Source organism: Mesorhizobium sp. Cs1299R1N1 (assembly GCF_037179655.1).
GTDB lineage: Bacteria > Pseudomonadota > Alphaproteobacteria > Rhizobiales > Rhizobiaceae > Mesorhizobium > Mesorhizobium salmacidum.
Window position 1 is genome coordinate 110,747 of the sequence record NZ_JAPYKR010000014.1, and the last position, 14,592, is coordinate 125,338.

Consider the following 14,592-nt stretch of genomic DNA (forward strand, 5'->3'; position numbering starts at 1 on the left):
GTCGCCGCGGTTCTTGACACCCCCCTCGAACATCTCCGGCAACGGATCGAATACTGGCAGAAGCGGCAGGAGCTGTCATTTATTTATTGCGGGACTCGAAAAAAGGTTCCCGGCACCTCAAAATCCATCAGAATCGATGTTGACAGTGTTCCGACGATGGATCAGTGTTTTTTCGAGGCTCGAAAAAATAGGGCCTTTGTGCCGGCCTTCGGGCCAGTTTGGTCGCGCCATACGCGGCGCAGGGAGGATATATCATGAAGAGATTCACAGTCGCCATCCTGGCGGGTGTCGCCATGTCGCTGACGCTGGCGTCGGTGGCGCAGGCGAAGGACAAGGTCATCGGCGTTTCGTGGTCGAATTTCCAGGAAGAGCGCTGGAAGACCGACGAGGCCGCCATGAAGAAGGCGATCGAGGCCGCGGGCGACAAGTACATTTCCGCCGATGCGCAGTCCAATCCCGGCAAGCAGCTGACCGATGTCGAAAGCCTGATTTCGCAGGGCGCCAATTCGCTGATCATCCTGGCGCAGGATGCTTCGGCCATCGGCCCAGCGGTGCAGAAGGCGCTCGACGAGGGCATTCCGGTCGTCGGCTATGACCGCCTGATCGAAAACAAGGACGTCTTCTACCTGACCTTCGACAACAAGGAAGTCGGCCGCATGCAGGCTCGCGAGGTGTTCAAGGTGAAGCCTGAAGGCAATTACGTCTTCATCAAGGGCTCGGGTGCCGACCCGAATGCCGACTTCCTGTTCTCGGGCTCGATGGAAGTGCTGAAGGAAGCCATCGACAGCGGCAAGATCAAGAATGTCGGCGAAGCCTATACGGACGGCTGGCTGCCCGCCAACGCCCAGAAGAACATGGAGCAGTTCCTCACCGCCAACGACAATAAGGTCGACGCCGTGGTCGCGGCCAATGACGGCACCGCCGGCGGCGTCGTCGCGGCGTTGACGGCGCAGGGGCTCGCCGGCACCGTGCCGGTCTCTGGCCAGGACGGCGACCACGCCGCGCTCAACCGCATCGCGCTCGGCACCCAGACCGTGTCGGTGTGGAAGGATGCGCGTGAACTCGGCAAGAACGCCGCCGAGATCGCCTCGCAGCTCGCCGACGGCAAGAAGATGACCGACATCGCCGGCACGAAGGACTTCACGACGCCTGGCGGCAACACCGTCAAGTCGCTGTTCCTGACCCCGGTCGCCATCACCAAGGACAATCTCAACCTCGTCATCGACGCCGGCTGGATCAAGAAGGACGAAGTCTGCGCGGGCGTCGCCGCCGGCAGCGTCGCGGCCTGCAACTGAGTTTGACCGCTTGAAGAAATGAAGGCGCCGCGGCCCCCAAGCCGCGGCGTTTTCTCAAAAAGATTTGTGTTTCCGCATCACGCGGATAGCTTCTAGGCTGGGTTCGGCATCCGCGTCAGACGGCCAGCCGGTTGGAGGAAATCATGACCGACACGACGTCCAACCTGCAGGCCGATACCGCGCGCGCTTCGGAACTCGGCGCGGTCGCCCGGTTCCTGAAAGCGACCGAGATCGACACCCGTATGCTCGGCATGATCGGCGCCCTGCTGCTGATCTGGGTCGCGCTGCATGTGATTTCGAGCTTGCGTCTTGGCGTCAATCCGCTCGATTTCGACAGCCGCACGTTTCTGACGCCGCGCAATCTGTGGAATCTGTCGGTGCAGACGTCAGCGGTCGCAATCATGGCCTGCGGCATGGTGCTGGTCATCGTCATGCGCAACATCGACCTGTCCGTCGGTTCCGCCGAGGGCCTGATCGGCATGGTCATGGGTTTTGCCCAGGTGCACTTCCTGGTCCGGTTCGTGGGGCTTGAACTCGGCAATCCATGGATCTGGGTGCTGGCACTGGTCATCGGCCTGGCGCTCGGCCTTTTGATCGGCGCCTTCCAGGGCTTCGTCATCGCCTATCTCGAAGTGCCGGCTTTCATCGTCACGCTGGGCGGCCTGCTGGTCTGGCGCGGTGCCGCCTGGTGGGTCACCAGCGGCCAGACGGTGGCACCGCTCGACGCCACCTTCCAGCTGATGGGCGGCGGACCGGCCGGATCGATCGGCGCGACCTGGAGCTGGGTCGTAGGAATCGTCGCCTGCCTGGCCGTCGTGTTTGCGCTGTTCAACGGGCGGGTGCAACGAAAGCGGTTCCGCTTCCCGCTGCGGCCGATCTGGGCCGAGACGCTGCTCGGCGTCGTCACCTGTGCCATCATCATGGGCGCGGTGTGGCTGGCCAACTCCTATCCGTGGCCGATCGGCATCGTGAACCGGTACGCGGCCGCCAACAACATCACCGTGCCGGAGGGCGGGTTATTCATCGCCCACGGCATCGCCATACCGGTACTGATGGCCGTCGCCGTCGGTCTGGTCATGACCTTCATCACAAAACGCACCCGTTTCGGCCGTTATGTCTTTGCCATCGGCGGCAATCCGGAAGCGGCCAACCTCGCCGGCATCAACACGCGCTGGATCACCATGAAGGTGTTCATGATCATGGGCGTGCTGGCCACGATCGCCGCCGCCATTTCGTCGGCCCGGCAGAACTCGGCCACCAATGTGCTTGGAACATTGGATGAGCTGCTCGTCATTGCCGCGGCCGTCATCGGCGGCACGTCGCTTGCCGGCGGCTCGGGAACGATCATCGGCGCCATGCTCGGCGCGTTGCTGATGCAGTCGCTGCAGTCGGGCATGGTGCTGCTCGGCGTCGATTCGCCGCTGCAGAGCATCGTCGTCGGCGCCGTGCTGGTCATCGCGGTGTGGCTCGACACCGTTTACCGCAAGCGCGTTTAGGGAGGCATCGCCGTGATTGACAAGACTGCTCCTGCAGCCACCCTGCTGGTCGACATGCGTAATATCTCGATCGCATTCGGCGGCATCCGTGCCGTCGACGATGCCTCGATCGATCTTTTCCCCGGCGAGGTCGTGGCGCTGCTCGGCCACAACGGCGCCGGCAAGTCGACGCTGATCAAGATCCTGTCCGGGGCCTACAAGCGCGACTCCGGCCAGATATTCGTCAATGGCGAGGAGGCAGCGATCTCCAACCCGCGCGACGCCAAGAAATACGGCATCGAGACGATCTACCAGACGCTGGCGCTGGCAGACAATGTCGATGCCGCCGCCAATCTGTTCCTCGGCCGCGAACTGATGACTGCCTGGGGCACGCTCGACGACGTCGCCATGGAGGCCGAGGCGCGCAAGGTAATGGGGCGGCTCAATCCTCGCTTCCAGCGTTTCAAGGAACCGGTGATCAAACTGTCGGGCGGACAGCGCCAGTCAGTGGCGATCGCACGCGCCATCCTGTTCAACGCCCGCATCCTGATCATGGACGAGCCGACGGCGGCACTCGGCCCCCAGGAAACGGCACAGGTCGGCGAACTGGTCAGGCAGCTCAAGTCCGACGGCATCGGCATCTTCCTGATCAGCCACGACATCCACGACGTGTTCGAGCTTGCCGACCGGGTCTGCGTGATGAAGAACGGTCAGGTCGTCGGCACGGCACGCACCACGGATGTCACCCAGGACGAGGTGCTGGGCATGATCATCCTGGGTAAATGTCCTCCAGGTGCCATACCGGGGCCGGGTGCGCTGAAGATCGCCGCCTGAGGCCGGCGAGGCTGCTCGGGCACGCCCCTTGCCGTTCACATGATATGCCAGTGATCACGATGGCTTGGCCTGACCATTGTGTTGGCCCGGCGACTTGCCCATAAAGGTCCTGTTTGATCGTGGACCGCATCATCAGTTGAAGAAGCTTTTTCCAATCGTCGCCTTCATTGCCGTCGCATTGATCAGCATGACCATGGCGGGATTCGCTTATTTCGCGACGCAGGAAGCCGCCCGCATCAAGTTCGAAGGGGCGGCCGATGACGCCCTCAATCGGATCGAGAGCCGCATCGACCTGCATCTGTCGCTGCTGCGCTCGACGCAGGCCCTGTTCGACGCGCGCAACGGCGATATTTCCCAGAACGAGTTCAAGGCCTTCTTCAAGGCGCTGGATGTCGACAGCAATTTCGGCGGCCTACGCGGCATCGGCTTCCTGCGGCTGGTCAAGACGGGCGACGAGGCAACGGTCGAACGCGACATCCTCCACGATTTCGGCGCCAGCCATCCGGTCTATCCGGATACGACGCAGCCCTGGCGGACGCCGATTGCGCTTTTCGAGCCGCTGGATGCGTCCAACCAGGCCAGCATCGGCTACGACATGTTCAGCGAGCCGGTGCGGCGCGCGGCGATCGAAAAGGCGATGGCCGACGACCAGCAGCATGCAAGCGGGCTGGTGCAGCTCGGCCAGGACACTGGTGCCGCGCAGACCTTCACCGGCTTCCTGGTCTTCGTGCGGCTCAACGTCGAAACGGCGCCGGAGGTCATCAACGCATCGCGCTCCTCGACCGCCGGCTTTCTCTATGCCGCCTTCCGCGCCCGGGACCTGTTCCAGATCGCGCTGAGCCGCGCGCCGCTGCTGCCGGTCAATACAGAGATCTATGACGGGGCGGCAAACAGCGACAATCTGTTGTTCCGCTCGGAGACGCCACCGGCTTCATCTCTGGGAGACCGGCTGCTGGTCACCCGCAAGATGACCGTGGCGGGGCGCCCTTGGACCGTTCTATTCAGGCCGACCAGTGCCTTCTCGCAACCCTCGTCGCGCGCCATCCCTGTCATGCTGGGACTGTTCGGCCTGCTCCTGGCCGGCGCCATCGCGCTGGTGGCGCGCTATCAGGAGCGGGCCTATGACGCGGTGTCGGCCTTGCATGAAACAACGGAAAAGAGCCTGCTCGAAAAGGACCTGATGCTGCAGGAGATGAAGCATCGCATCAAGAACTCGATCACCAGGGTGCTGGCGATCGCCCGGCAGACGGCGTCGCGGGCAACCGACGTCAATGAGTTCTCCGCTTCCTTCTCGGCCAGGCTGCAGGCGATGGCCGCCTCGCAGGACATGTTGACGCGCTCGCGCTGGCAGAAAGCCGACCTTGCCGACCTGCTGCGCATCGAGCTCGGCCAGGTGTTCGGCAAGGAGCTGCCGGAGGGGCTCCTGTCAGGCCCGGAGGTGCTGCTCGATGAAACCACGACGCAGGCGCTTGGGCTGACCTTTCATGAACTCGCCACCAATGCGCTGAAATATGGTGAAGCCGGCAATTCCGCGAATTCGTCCAAGGGGGATTGGGCGCTTAAAGTGGACTGGTCGCTGGAAGGGCGTGGACGCGAGCGAATCCTGGCGCTGAACTGGCGGGAAGCTGGAAAAAACAAGATCGAGGCGCCGGCCGTGACCGGATTCGGCACGAAACTGATCGACCTCAACGTCACCCGCGAATTGCGCGGCACGATCAAGCGCGATTTCCAGGCTGACGGCCTGAAGGTGGAAATCAGAATTCCGTTGGTCGGCTAATCCTGCCGATCGGCAACGGCCAAGAAAATCCGGAGGCCGGACATGGCCCCCGGTTTTGTATTCCATTAGAGCGGTTCAGCGTTTGATAGAAATCGCCGAGCCGCTCCTGATTGCTCTAATCGCTGAATTAGTTGCAGCGGGCCGTGTAGATCCGGCCGCGATGATCGCGATACTGGCAGTAGCCGTTGCGCAGGTTGCGAACCAGCAGGCCGGACCCGGCACCGACGGCCGCGCCGATCAGCGCGCCCTTGCCGCCGCCGACCAACCCGCCTACGCCCGCACCGATCAAGCCGCCGCCGACGACGTCCTGCTCGGTCGTGGTGCAGCCGCTGACGGCGACCACCGCAACCATGGCAATAAGTATTTTCCGCATAGAGTCACTCCTCACTTGTGTCCACACTTTAGTAAGCTCCAACCGCCGTTTAGCACGAAACGACGGCCTTTGCTGCTGCAATTTATTGTTGACTAAGGTGGTCTTTTTCTGGGCGGATCGTGTTCGATGCCATGAGGCGGTCGGAAATGGTCAACGAAGCGTCAAGGCTACCGTCTGGCCGCACCTTCCAGACAATTTGATCGTGGTCGCCCTCCAACGCGGGATCGACCGCGACGCATTTGGTGACGACATGCCGCGCCTGCCCCTGTACGTCGCCCATCGCAACGGGTCGCTTAGCGGTGCACCCGTCAGCAGTCGCAAAAACACTGACAGGGACCTGCAATTCCCGGCATTCGGCCAACGCGGCTATGTGTTGCATGACAGATGTTCCTCTGGCCGCAATAACGACCAACATCGTCAGAAAGTTCCTGTCATTCCAACGGGGCTCCCACGGTCGAAGGTGCGCCCGCGTTGACCGATCGGCGATTTCAACAGCGCGCACGGTGAGGAGAGCAGGACCTAAGTCAGGTCAACTGCCAAAGAACGGCCAGCAACATTATCGCGGCCAGGGCAAGAACGAGCCCCTTCATCAAACCCTTGCCTGCGTCAGGGAGTGTTCTTGCGGAGGATTCGGATTCCTGAAATTCGCCCATCGAAATCCGGGCGGCTTGTTCCAGTCTGTTCATGTCGGCAACCGTCAAGACGTTCCTCCCGTACCGCGCTGCAAGCCTGCCAACAATGTCCGAAAACGGGGTGGGTTCCGGCGATGTCTGGGAAAAACAGTATTCGCTCCTATGGTGAACAGCCGGTTAAGAATCGCTGCTTGCCGGGCTCTCACTGCGTCTCGAAATTACTGTGCGGAACGACCAGGCGGTATTCGAGGTGGCCGTCGCCGATATCGAGGTTCGCGGTTCCGTTCAGGGACGCTGGCACCACACGCTCCAACGCGACGCTGCCGAATCGCTTTTGGCCGCCCCCATCGTCGTCGGTCCCTATCGTTTCGGCCCATGTCAAAGACAAGGCTACGTCACCCGTGGCGGCGGCGTCGAGGTCGGCGGTGACCTCGACGAAACCGTCCGGCCGGGACAGAGCGCCGTAGCTGACGGAGTTGACGGCGAGTTCATGCATCGCCAGGCCAATATGCAGCGCGGCGTTGGGATTGAGGTAGGGATTGGCGCCACGGAAGCGAAGGCTGTGCGATGGGTTCGCTCCGTAGCGGCCGACCTGGCTCGCCACCAGTTCATGAAGGGCTGCCCCTCGCCAGTTGGAGGATGTCACCAGATCCTGGGAGGAGGCCAGCGACTGCAGCCGGCCGCGGAAGCGCGTCAGGAAGTCGCCGACGCCGTCGGAATAACGACCGGTCTGGGTCGCGATGCTCTGGATGATCGCCAGCAGGTTCTTCGAGCGGTGGCTGACTTCACGCAGCAACGTCGTCAATGTCTGTTCGCGCCGCTTCTGCTCGGTCGTCTCGACCATGGTGGTGACGACGCCTTGTACATCGCCATCATCGCCTCGGTCGGCGTCGACCCAGATCTGAAACCAGCGAACGCCGTTCTCGACCGGGACACTGATTTCAAGGCGCTGAGCATCGCCGGTCGCGACCACCTCGCGCTTGGCGGCGGCGATACGGTCTGCCTGCGCCATCGGCAGGATGCCATTCCCCTCGACCTCATCGGAGGCCCAGGGCGCGCGCATGTTGCGAGCCCATACGGTCTTCATCTCGCGATCCTGATAAAGGACGGAAATGCCGGCATTGTGCAGGGCGTGAAGAAGGGCACGGCCGAGCTGCATGCCGCTTTCAGCGGGGTGCATGGCGATGACTTCATCGCTCCGTGCGCCTTCCGTTTTATCTGAAGTCCTGGAGCGCATAGGTCAATCTGTTCACCCAACTCAGGCTGAACGGCTCACTGTCGAATGGGTTCCCCTAAAAGCGGTCCGCCGGACGGTGTCCATTGAAGGACGCCGCCCGGCGGTGGCTGGAAACCGTTTGAGGGGTGCGGCTTCCAGTGTTCGCCTGATGACTCGCCAGCCTCACGCCCGCCTGAACAGGCCGGCCAGAAGCGAAATGATCAGGAAAGCCAGGAAGATGAAGAACAATATCTGCGCGATACCGGCGGAGGTGCCGGCAATGCCGCCGAAACCAAGCGCGCCGGCGATAATCGCCACGACGAGAAATACGAGCGCCCAGTAAAGCATGGCTCATCTCCTTCCAATGATGCGACAAAAACGTGGGTGGATGCGGTTTGTTCCACCATTCGCCGAAAAAGACGGTGCTTGCAAATCGTTCCGGGTGGCGCGGGCCGGAAAGTCGCCAGTGGCCGATCCGGCTTGTCAAAAAGGCCGCCGGAAACAATCGCATCCAACGGCCTTGATGTCTCTGTCCTGCGTCCGAGGCAGCGATCTATGCGGCAGCCTTGGCCTGCCGGTCGAAGAACAGCGCCTGGCTGATCAGCGCCTTGACCATGTCGGGATTGAACGGTTTGGTCACGAGGAAGGCGGGTTCGGGGCGCTCTCCGGTCAGGAGACGTTCGGGAAAGGCGGTGATGAAGATCACCGGCACCGATGTCGACGAGAGGATTTCGTTCACGGCCTCGATGCCTGAACTGCCGTCGGCGAGCTGGATATCGGCCAGCACCATCTTCGGCCGGGTCTTGCCGAACATCGTCACCGCTTCGGCATGGGTGCGCGCCGTTCCCACGACCCGATGACCGAGGCTTTCGACCATCTCCTCTATGTCCATGGCGATCAGCGGCTCATCCTCGATGATCAGCACGTCGGTCGCCACCTGACGGGAAATCTCGTTGCTTGCCTGGGCGAGCAGCTCGGAGAACTGCTGGTCGCCGACATCGAGGATTTCGGCCGCCTCGTCCTCGCTGAAACCTTCGACGGCAACCAGCAGGAAGGCCTGGCGGGGAAGCGGCGCGATCGCATTGAGGTTGGCGGCCGCGCGCTGCTCCCAGGCCGATTGTGACTGCTCCTGCGGAACGCGGATGGCAACGGATGTGAAGAGCTTGGCAAAAACCTTGTACAAGGCGATCCGGTCACTCGACGCCTCCGGGAAGATGTCGACATCGGCAATGATGGCCTCAAGCATCGCGGCGACCAGCGCGTCGCCGCTCTCCTGCGATCCCGAGACGGCACGCGAGAAGCGCCGCAGGAACGGCAGATGCGGAGCGATGGTGGCGGACAAGCTCATGATGAACGTCTCCCTCAGATGACGCGGTTGGATGCATTGCGGGTCACGCTGATTGCAAGCCCCGTGGAAATAACGCCGCTTTTCCGAAAAAGTTCCGCCGATATGGAACGAATCAGTGGCAATGGCGTTTGGACGTCGGGTTGGGCAAACCAGACGAGGGCAACGCTTGTCTTGTGTTGTGTATGAGCGGCTTGAGTTCTGGGAATAAAAGGGCGAAATGAAGGATATGACGAAAGATATTCTGGCTGGCGCCGCGGGCAGGCGCCGGAACGGCGTCGGCGACCCTCTTGGGCCGAACTCCGAAATCGGGCGCAAACTCAAGCAATATTATGACGAGCTGGTCTCCGACAATGTGCCGGATCGCTTCGCCCGGTTGCTCAGCCAACTGGAACAGGCCGAACCCGCACAGAAGAAGGACTGAGGCATGGCAGCGGTCTCCCAAGGCTTCAAGACCGATTTGCTTGGAGCAATCCCAAGCTTGCGGGCTTTTGCCGTGTCGCTGACGCAGAATGCCGACAAGGCCGACGATCTCGTTCAGGAAACGCTGGTCAAGGCCTGGGACAAGCATGAGAGCTTTCAGCCCGGCACCAACCTCAAGGCGTGGCTTTTCACGATCCTGCGCAATGAATTCTATTCGCAGATGCGCAAGCGCGGCCGCGAGGTGCAGGACAGCGACGGCATCATGACGGCCCGGCTTGCAGTGCACCCGGCCCAGCACGGCCAACTCGACCTCAAGGATTTTCGCGGCGCGCTCGAGCAATTGCCGGAGGACCAGCGCGAAGCCATCATCCTGATCGGCGCTTCGGGCTTCTCCTATGAGGAGGCCGCTGAAATCTGCGGTTGCGCGGTCGGAACGATCAAGAGCCGCGTCAGCAGGGCCCGCACGCGCCTGCAGGAAATCCTGAAAATCTCCGGCGAGGACGAGTATGGTCCCGATGCGATCTCGGCTCAGGTCACGGGGACGGCGGCGCATTGAACGCGGGCCGAATAACGGCGATGCGGACGTGTCGCGTCAGTCTCTGCCAGGTCAGTCTCTGCCAGGGGAGCCGCGACCGTAGGCCAGCGCCACGGCTTCGACGAGGTCTTCGCCTGAATAGGGCTTGGTGACCAGCCTCACCCCGGGGAATGACGCCTTGATCTCGTCCGCATCCGAATAGCCGGACGCGAAAACGAACGGGACGCCGGTTTCACGCAGGCCCGCGGCGAATTCAAGCGTCGAGGCACCGCCCAGCACTAGATCGACAATGGCCGCGTCGAAATCCGTCGCGACCTTCCGGCCATCGACCTCGGACAGGTCGCGGGCAACCACCACCTCGCTTGCACCGTGGTCGCGGCAGAGTTGCTCGACATCCATGGCTATGAGGTATTCATCCTCCAGGACAAGAATGCGCAATCCGTCAAGTAATTGAGGCACAGGCAATTGCTCCTTGAAACGTCCGGACTAATGATCGCAATTCGGTGTGTTGTCATTTAAAAAAGATATGCGTCGCCGATGAAAGGCCAATCTCAGGCAGGCGCGTAGAACGGACCTGCTGGCGGCAGGCATTTGCAAGGGGCGAGATGCCAAGCAAGACCGAGCGCGTTTTTTCAAGCCGGCAATATCCTTGCGAGCAATGGCCGTTACGGCCGCTGATCTGACGCAGGCTTCTTGCCAGAGATGGGGATCGGGTGCGCATGACCTGGTTTTCGCCTAGTTTGCCCCGGCATCGGAACCTTGGGACGCGCATCGCGTTTGAAATCGAGCAATCACAAGGAGTTAAGCAATGGCAACCGCCGCAGGGAAAACCGCCAACGAAGCCCGGACGAATTCGGATCTTGAAGCCGACATCAGGCAGTTGAAGGCCGATATCGACAAGCTCACCAAACAGTTGGCCCAGACCGGTGAACACGGCTACGGCACGGCGCGCCGGGCGGCGGCCGAAGGCGTCGAGCAGTTGCGCGCCCAGGGGGAGGCCGCCTTCGACAGCCTGCGCGGCAACGCCAGGGATATCGAGGCGCAGATGGTGGCAAGCGTACGCGAAAAGCCGGTAACGTCGCTGGCAATCGCCGCTGGCGTCGGCTTCCTGTTCGCGCTGCTCGCGCGTCGCTAGTTTCGCCGAGATGGGACTGCTGGCTTCCCTGCTCTCGGGTTTCGCCTCGGGTGAAACAATGGCTGCGGTGCGCCGCGCGCGCACGGCGGCCATCGTCTATGCGCTTGCAGCGCTGGCGGCATTCTGCGGCCTCGGCTTCCTGGTCGGGGCGGCTTACATCTGGACATCGGCACGCTATGGATCGCTGGCTGCCGCGGTTGGTTTCGGTGTCGGCTTCCTGGTGATCGCGGGCCTTGTTGTTCTGATCCATCGGCTGGTGTCGGGCGCCCAGGTCCGCCGCGAAGCAAGGCGGCGCAAGGCCGACATGAAGGCGATCGGCATTGCGGCCGCGCTCGCGGTGCTACCGACTTTGCTCAAGGGAAAAGGTGGGCTCAAGGGAAAAGGTGGGCTCAGGGGAAAAGGTGGGCTCAAGGGAAAAGGTGGGCTCAGGGGAAAAGGTGGACTCGGGATCATTCTTGGTCCGGCCGTGGCACTCGCGGCCTATGCCATCTACCGCGAGAACGCGAAGTCCGACGCCGACCGTCCGGATGCCGGCGAGGGATAGCAGCGCCGGCCGGCTCGCCTCGTGTCACTTCGACAGATCTTCCAGCGCCATCGATATCTCGGCGAAGACGCCGTCGCGCCGGACACTGTTTCCACCCTGCTATCCAACCAGGTCTCCAACGGCTTGCCTTGATGTCCTCGCCGACCCGAGACAACCCTGCAGCCGGAACCATCCTTGCGAGGGACCGTTACCCGAGCGTGAGTTGCCGATCGCGCCAGCCGACGCGGAACCAAACGAGGAACCGCCATGACCAAGAACATTCCCGAAAACAAAGCGCGTCAGGGGCGATGGGGTTGGCATGGGTTCCAAATCCTGATCGCCGGACTACTCCTGGCGCTCATCGCCTGGGGCGTCGCCGAGATCTACGGCGAGTTGATCAAAGCACCGAACACAGGCGAACAACACGTCCCCGCTCCGCCGGATTCCGGCCCGGCGCCCTCCGGCTAAAATCGCGGCTCCCGTGGCTTCACACCGCATCAGGCGGCCTTCGCCTGGGCCACGCTGGCCGGCACCAGCACATTGAGCGCTCCGGGTTTGATTTCGATCGTCGTCTCACGATCGAGCCTGACCAGTTCGCCATCCATCACGGCGCGAAATTTTCTGCCGCCGGAATGGATTTTCAGCACTGCACGGTCGGCCTGATGGATTTCAACGTGCTCGTTGTCGCGCCATTTGCCGCGCGCCATGTTGAAGAAGAACTTGACCAGTTCAGCCCGCTGTTGCGCCACCGTGACGTAGATGCCAAGCACGCCGCCCGCAGGGTTGTCGGCATAAGGCAAATGGCCTTCGCCGAACAGATTGTTGGTGACGCCGATGCCCGATATGCGCGCCGTCACCTCGGCGTCGCCAATGGCGAGCGTAACGTTCATTGCCGGGGGGTTCTTGATCGTCGCCCAGGCGGCCTTGGCTGAAGCCCCGATCTTGCCCAGGCGCGAGCCGAATTCCATCTTCTGGCGCAGTTGCACCATCTTGGCATGCATGCCGATCGAGAACTGATGAACGAATGGCTGGCCATTGGCCGTGGCCATGTCGACCGCAATGATTTCGCCGTCGGCGAAGGATTCCAGCGCGGCATCGAGCGACTGCGGAATGCCGAGGCCGCGCGCGAACAGGTTCATCGTGCCGGCCGGCAATATGGCGAGCGCCTTTTTCTTGCCCATCAGCCTCGCAGCCGCGGCTGAGATGGTTCCGTCGCCGCCGCCGGCGAGCACGACGTCGACGGTGCGGCGCGAGACGGCGCTGTCGAGAGTTTCCGCGATATCCCGGCCGGCAACGATGTCGATGCTGAGAGAATGGCCCGCCGACTCCAGCGTCTGACGCATCCGGTCGGAAAAGGCCATGAGATCGGTGGTGCGCAAGGTGCCGCCGTCCCGGTTCAGCACCGCCGCAAAATTCATGCCCGGCTCCGCTGTTCAGTCAAAACTGGCCAAGGCGTACCTAGCCGGAGGCTGGAACGCAGCGGACCAGGAAAGGTTCCGCTTGCGCTGGAATCCAGGCCAGTATCCAAGGCCGGAATCCAGGGGTTGCGTCGGTTGGCGGTTACGCATCCGCTTGGTGGTTTTGGTCTCGGATGTCGCGGTTTTTTGTCGGAACAACAGCATGGTCACGACGTTGTGAACCTGTAGAGATGCCGCGCCCGATCTCCCAGCGACGGTTCAACCGGACGTGGCGTGCACGAAATCAGGCACGAGGAGAGATTATCATGATCCGCACCCTTTTAGCGACCACCGCCCTTGCAACAATGGTTGCAACCGGTGCCTTCGCGCAAAACGCAACCCCAGCCCCCGCGAACCCACCGGCCGCCCAGGAGCCGGCAGCGCCAGTGATCCGGGCGGAAGGCAGCATCGTCACCAATATCATCGGCGAAACCGTCTATAACGGCACTGGTGACAATGCCGAGAATATCGGCAAGGTCACGGACGTCGTCTTTGACAAGGACGGCATGGCGAAATCCGTCGTCATCGGCGTGGGCGGCTTCCTCGGCGTCGGAACCAAGAACGTCGCCTTCGACTATGACAAGCTGCAATGGGCCGAGAAGAACGGCGACCGCTGGCTCGTGGCCCAGACAACCAAGGACGAGCTGACGGCGCATCCGGAGTTCGACAGCAAAGTTTATGCGCCGGCCCCGGCCGCATCGACGACTGCCCAGGCGCCGGCCACGTCGACCGACACGGCACAGAAGCCCGCAGAGGCGAACGCGCAACCGGTGAAACAGGCTGATGGCAACCTGGCCACAAACATCATCGGCGAAAATGTCTACAACGGCACAGGCGATGACGCGCAGAAGATCGGCGACGTGAACGACATCGTACTGACCAAGGAAGGCAAGGCGCAGTCGCTGATTATTGGCGTGGGCGGCTTCCTCGGCATGGGCGAAAAGAACGTCGCATATGATTTCGCCAAGGCGCAGTGGGCACAGAAGAATGGCGACCGCTGGCTGGTGGCGCAGACCACCAAGGAAGAGCTGCAGGCGCAGCCGGACTTCAACCGCAAGGCCTATGATCCGGCGCCGGCCACGACGGCATCGAACGCACCGGCGGCAATTGCGCCCGCGACGGCGCCTTCCGCCGCGACAGCCCCCGCTGCCGCTCCGGCGGACAAGACGGCGGCTGCGCCGGCTGACGCCACGGCTCCTGACCAGACGAAGACCGCAGCCATCGACAAGTCGAAGCTGACGGAGATGCCGGTCGGCGAGATCAGGGGTGACGATCTGAAGGGCACGACGGTCTATGGCGCCAACGACGCCAAGGTCGGCGAGATCGGCGATGTCGTGCTGGCGCCCGACAAGAAAACCGATGCCGTGATCGTCGATGTCGGCGGTTTCCTCGGCATCGGCTCGAAGGAGGTCGCGGTCGGCATGGATAATTTGAAGTTCATGACCGACAAGAACGGCAAGAAGTATCTGTATACGACCTTCACCAAGGAGCAGCTTGAGAAGCAAGCGGCTTACGACAAGGGCTCCTACGCCCAGAAACGCGACGAGCAGCGCCTCGTCGTCCGGTAGGCAA

At 62.2% G+C, this 14,592-nt stretch carries 18 protein-coding genes; 10 read left to right on the plus strand and 8 right to left on the minus strand.

The window, feature by feature from the left end; all coding sequences use genetic code 11:
* Positions 1 to 254: 254 nt before the first annotated feature.
* The 4 genes from xylF to O7A70_RS27080 all read left to right on the plus strand — a co-directional run bounded on the left by xylF (position 255) and on the right by O7A70_RS27080 (position 5,381).
* Positions 255 to 1,295 carry a D-xylose ABC transporter substrate-binding protein gene (gene xylF, locus O7A70_RS27065; protein ID WP_337143085.1) on the plus strand — a complete coding sequence of 347 codons (1,041 nt, stop codon included), beginning with the start codon at positions 255 to 257 and terminating at the stop codon, positions 1,293 to 1,295.
* A 143-nt stretch (positions 1,296 to 1,438) separates the two neighbouring features.
* On the plus strand, positions 1,439 to 2,791 hold the full coding sequence (locus tag O7A70_RS27070; RefSeq protein ID WP_337143086.1) for a sugar ABC transporter permease: 1,353 nt from the start codon (positions 1,439 to 1,441) through the stop codon (positions 2,789 to 2,791).
* Between the two features lie 54 nt (positions 2,792 to 2,845).
* On the plus strand, positions 2,846 to 3,604 hold the full coding sequence (locus tag O7A70_RS27075; RefSeq protein WP_246672658.1) for an ATP-binding cassette domain-containing protein: 759 nt from the start codon (positions 2,846 to 2,848) through the stop codon (positions 3,602 to 3,604).
* Positions 3,605 to 3,740: 136 nt separating this feature from the next.
* Positions 3,741 to 5,381 (plus strand): CHASE domain-containing protein, encoded by a 1,641-nt coding sequence (locus O7A70_RS27080; protein ID WP_337143087.1) that lies wholly within the window; start codon positions 3,741 to 3,743, stop codon positions 5,379 to 5,381.
* A 127-nt stretch (positions 5,382 to 5,508) separates the two neighbouring features.
* Here O7A70_RS27080 and O7A70_RS27085 read toward each other — a convergent pair whose 3' ends face one another.
* The 6 genes from O7A70_RS27085 to O7A70_RS27110 all read right to left on the minus strand — a co-directional run bounded on the left by O7A70_RS27085 (position 5,509) and on the right by O7A70_RS27110 (position 8,950).
* Positions 5,509 to 5,754, minus strand: coding sequence for a YMGG-like glycine zipper-containing protein (locus tag O7A70_RS27085; protein ID WP_027141909.1), 246 nt, complete (start codon positions 5,752 to 5,754; stop codon positions 5,509 to 5,511).
* 82 nt (positions 5,755 to 5,836) lie between these two features.
* The gene (locus O7A70_RS27090; RefSeq protein WP_337143088.1) at positions 5,837 to 6,133 is read right to left on the minus strand and encodes a hypothetical protein; all 297 of its coding nucleotides are present in this window, start codon (positions 6,131 to 6,133) and stop codon (positions 5,837 to 5,839) included.
* 145 nt (positions 6,134 to 6,278) lie between these two features.
* Complete coding sequence (locus O7A70_RS27095) at positions 6,279 to 6,455, minus strand: hypothetical protein (RefSeq protein WP_337143089.1); 177 nt, start codon at positions 6,453 to 6,455, stop codon at positions 6,279 to 6,281.
* A 133-nt stretch (positions 6,456 to 6,588) separates the two neighbouring features.
* A complete protein-coding gene (locus O7A70_RS27100) occupies positions 6,589 to 7,623 on the minus strand; it encodes a sensor histidine kinase (protein ID WP_337143090.1) in 1,035 nt (344 codons plus the stop codon).
* Positions 7,624 to 7,785: 162 nt separating this feature from the next.
* Positions 7,786 to 7,950, minus strand: coding sequence for a DUF1328 domain-containing protein (locus O7A70_RS27105; RefSeq protein ID WP_006203859.1), 165 nt, complete (start codon positions 7,948 to 7,950; stop codon positions 7,786 to 7,788).
* 205 nt (positions 7,951 to 8,155) lie between these two features.
* On the minus strand, positions 8,156 to 8,950 hold the full coding sequence (locus O7A70_RS27110; RefSeq protein WP_337132144.1) for a response regulator: 795 nt from the start codon (positions 8,948 to 8,950) through the stop codon (positions 8,156 to 8,158).
* A gap of 217 nt (positions 8,951 to 9,167) precedes the next feature.
* Here O7A70_RS27110 and O7A70_RS27115 point away from each other — a divergent pair, with 217 nt between their 5' ends.
* Complete coding sequence (locus tag O7A70_RS27115; RefSeq protein WP_032934943.1) at positions 9,168 to 9,371, plus strand: NepR family anti-sigma factor; 204 nt, start codon at positions 9,168 to 9,170, stop codon at positions 9,369 to 9,371.
* Between the two features lie 3 nt (positions 9,372 to 9,374).
* Positions 9,375 to 9,926: an RNA polymerase sigma factor gene (locus O7A70_RS27120; RefSeq protein ID WP_010911883.1), complete on the plus strand. Its 552-nt coding sequence runs from the start codon at positions 9,375 to 9,377 to the stop codon at positions 9,924 to 9,926.
* Positions 9,927 to 9,977: 51 nt separating this feature from the next.
* Here O7A70_RS27120 and O7A70_RS27125 read toward each other — a convergent pair whose 3' ends face one another.
* Entirely contained in the window at positions 9,978 to 10,364 is a 387-nt protein-coding gene (locus tag O7A70_RS27125) for a response regulator (RefSeq protein WP_337143092.1), read from the minus strand.
* A 349-nt stretch (positions 10,365 to 10,713) separates the two neighbouring features.
* On the opposite strand from O7A70_RS27125, the gene O7A70_RS27130 reads away from it, so the two are divergent.
* The 3 genes from O7A70_RS27130 to O7A70_RS27140 all read left to right on the plus strand — a co-directional run bounded on the left by O7A70_RS27130 (position 10,714) and on the right by O7A70_RS27140 (position 12,031).
* Positions 10,714 to 11,040 carry a DUF883 family protein gene (locus O7A70_RS27130; RefSeq protein WP_337143093.1) on the plus strand — a complete coding sequence of 109 codons (327 nt, stop codon included), beginning with the start codon at positions 10,714 to 10,716 and terminating at the stop codon, positions 11,038 to 11,040.
* Between the two features lie 10 nt (positions 11,041 to 11,050).
* Entirely contained in the window at positions 11,051 to 11,584 is a 534-nt protein-coding gene (locus tag O7A70_RS27135) for a hypothetical protein (protein ID WP_337143095.1), read from the plus strand.
* 246 nt (positions 11,585 to 11,830) lie between these two features.
* Positions 11,831 to 12,031 carry a hypothetical protein gene (locus tag O7A70_RS27140; protein WP_337143097.1) on the plus strand — a complete coding sequence of 67 codons (201 nt, stop codon included), beginning with the start codon at positions 11,831 to 11,833 and terminating at the stop codon, positions 12,029 to 12,031.
* Positions 12,032 to 12,060: 29 nt separating this feature from the next.
* Here the strand turns inward: O7A70_RS27140 and O7A70_RS27145 are convergent, their stop codons facing one another.
* Positions 12,061 to 12,981 (minus strand): diacylglycerol/lipid kinase family protein, encoded by a 921-nt coding sequence (locus tag O7A70_RS27145; RefSeq protein WP_337143099.1) that lies wholly within the window; start codon positions 12,979 to 12,981, stop codon positions 12,061 to 12,063.
* Positions 12,982 to 13,286: 305 nt separating this feature from the next.
* On the opposite strand from O7A70_RS27145, the gene O7A70_RS27150 reads away from it, so the two are divergent.
* Complete coding sequence (locus O7A70_RS27150; RefSeq protein ID WP_337143100.1) at positions 13,287 to 14,588, plus strand: PRC-barrel domain-containing protein; 1,302 nt, start codon at positions 13,287 to 13,289, stop codon at positions 14,586 to 14,588.
* Positions 14,589 to 14,592: the final 4 nt, after the last annotated feature.

Coding starts and splice junctions, on each gene's coding strand:
- O7A70_RS27100 (WP_337143090.1), bottom strand. CDS start 7,623: ATGCGCTCCAGGACTTCAGATAAAACGGAAGGCGCACGGAGCGATGAA.
- O7A70_RS27140 (WP_337143097.1), top strand. CDS start 11,831: ATGACCAAGAACATTCCCGAAAACAAAGCGCGTCAGGGGCGATGGGGT.
- O7A70_RS27150 (WP_337143100.1), top strand. CDS start 13,287: ATGATCCGCACCCTTTTAGCGACCACCGCCCTTGCAACAATGGTTGCA.
- O7A70_RS27070 (WP_337143086.1), top strand. CDS start 1,439: ATGACCGACACGACGTCCAACCTGCAGGCCGATACCGCGCGCGCTTCG.
- O7A70_RS27090 (WP_337143088.1), bottom strand. CDS start 6,133: ATGCAACACATAGCCGCGTTGGCCGAATGCCGGGAATTGCAGGTCCCT.
- O7A70_RS27120 (WP_010911883.1), top strand. CDS start 9,375: ATGGCAGCGGTCTCCCAAGGCTTCAAGACCGATTTGCTTGGAGCAATC.
- O7A70_RS27130 (WP_337143093.1), top strand. CDS start 10,714: ATGGCAACCGCCGCAGGGAAAACCGCCAACGAAGCCCGGACGAATTCG.
- O7A70_RS27110 (WP_337132144.1), bottom strand. CDS start 8,950: ATGAGCTTGTCCGCCACCATCGCTCCGCATCTGCCGTTCCTGCGGCGC.
- O7A70_RS27135 (WP_337143095.1), top strand. CDS start 11,051: ATGGGACTGCTGGCTTCCCTGCTCTCGGGTTTCGCCTCGGGTGAAACA.
- O7A70_RS27105 (WP_006203859.1), bottom strand. CDS start 7,950: ATGCTTTACTGGGCGCTCGTATTTCTCGTCGTGGCGATTATCGCCGGC.
- O7A70_RS27075 (WP_246672658.1), top strand. CDS start 2,846: ATGCGTAATATCTCGATCGCATTCGGCGGCATCCGTGCCGTCGACGAT.
- xylF (WP_337143085.1), top strand. CDS start 255: ATGAAGAGATTCACAGTCGCCATCCTGGCGGGTGTCGCCATGTCGCTG.
- O7A70_RS27085 (WP_027141909.1), bottom strand. CDS start 5,754: ATGCGGAAAATACTTATTGCCATGGTTGCGGTGGTCGCCGTCAGCGGC.
- O7A70_RS27115 (WP_032934943.1), top strand. CDS start 9,168: ATGAAGGATATGACGAAAGATATTCTGGCTGGCGCCGCGGGCAGGCGC.
- O7A70_RS27145 (WP_337143099.1), bottom strand. CDS start 12,981: ATGAATTTTGCGGCGGTGCTGAACCGGGACGGCGGCACCTTGCGCACC.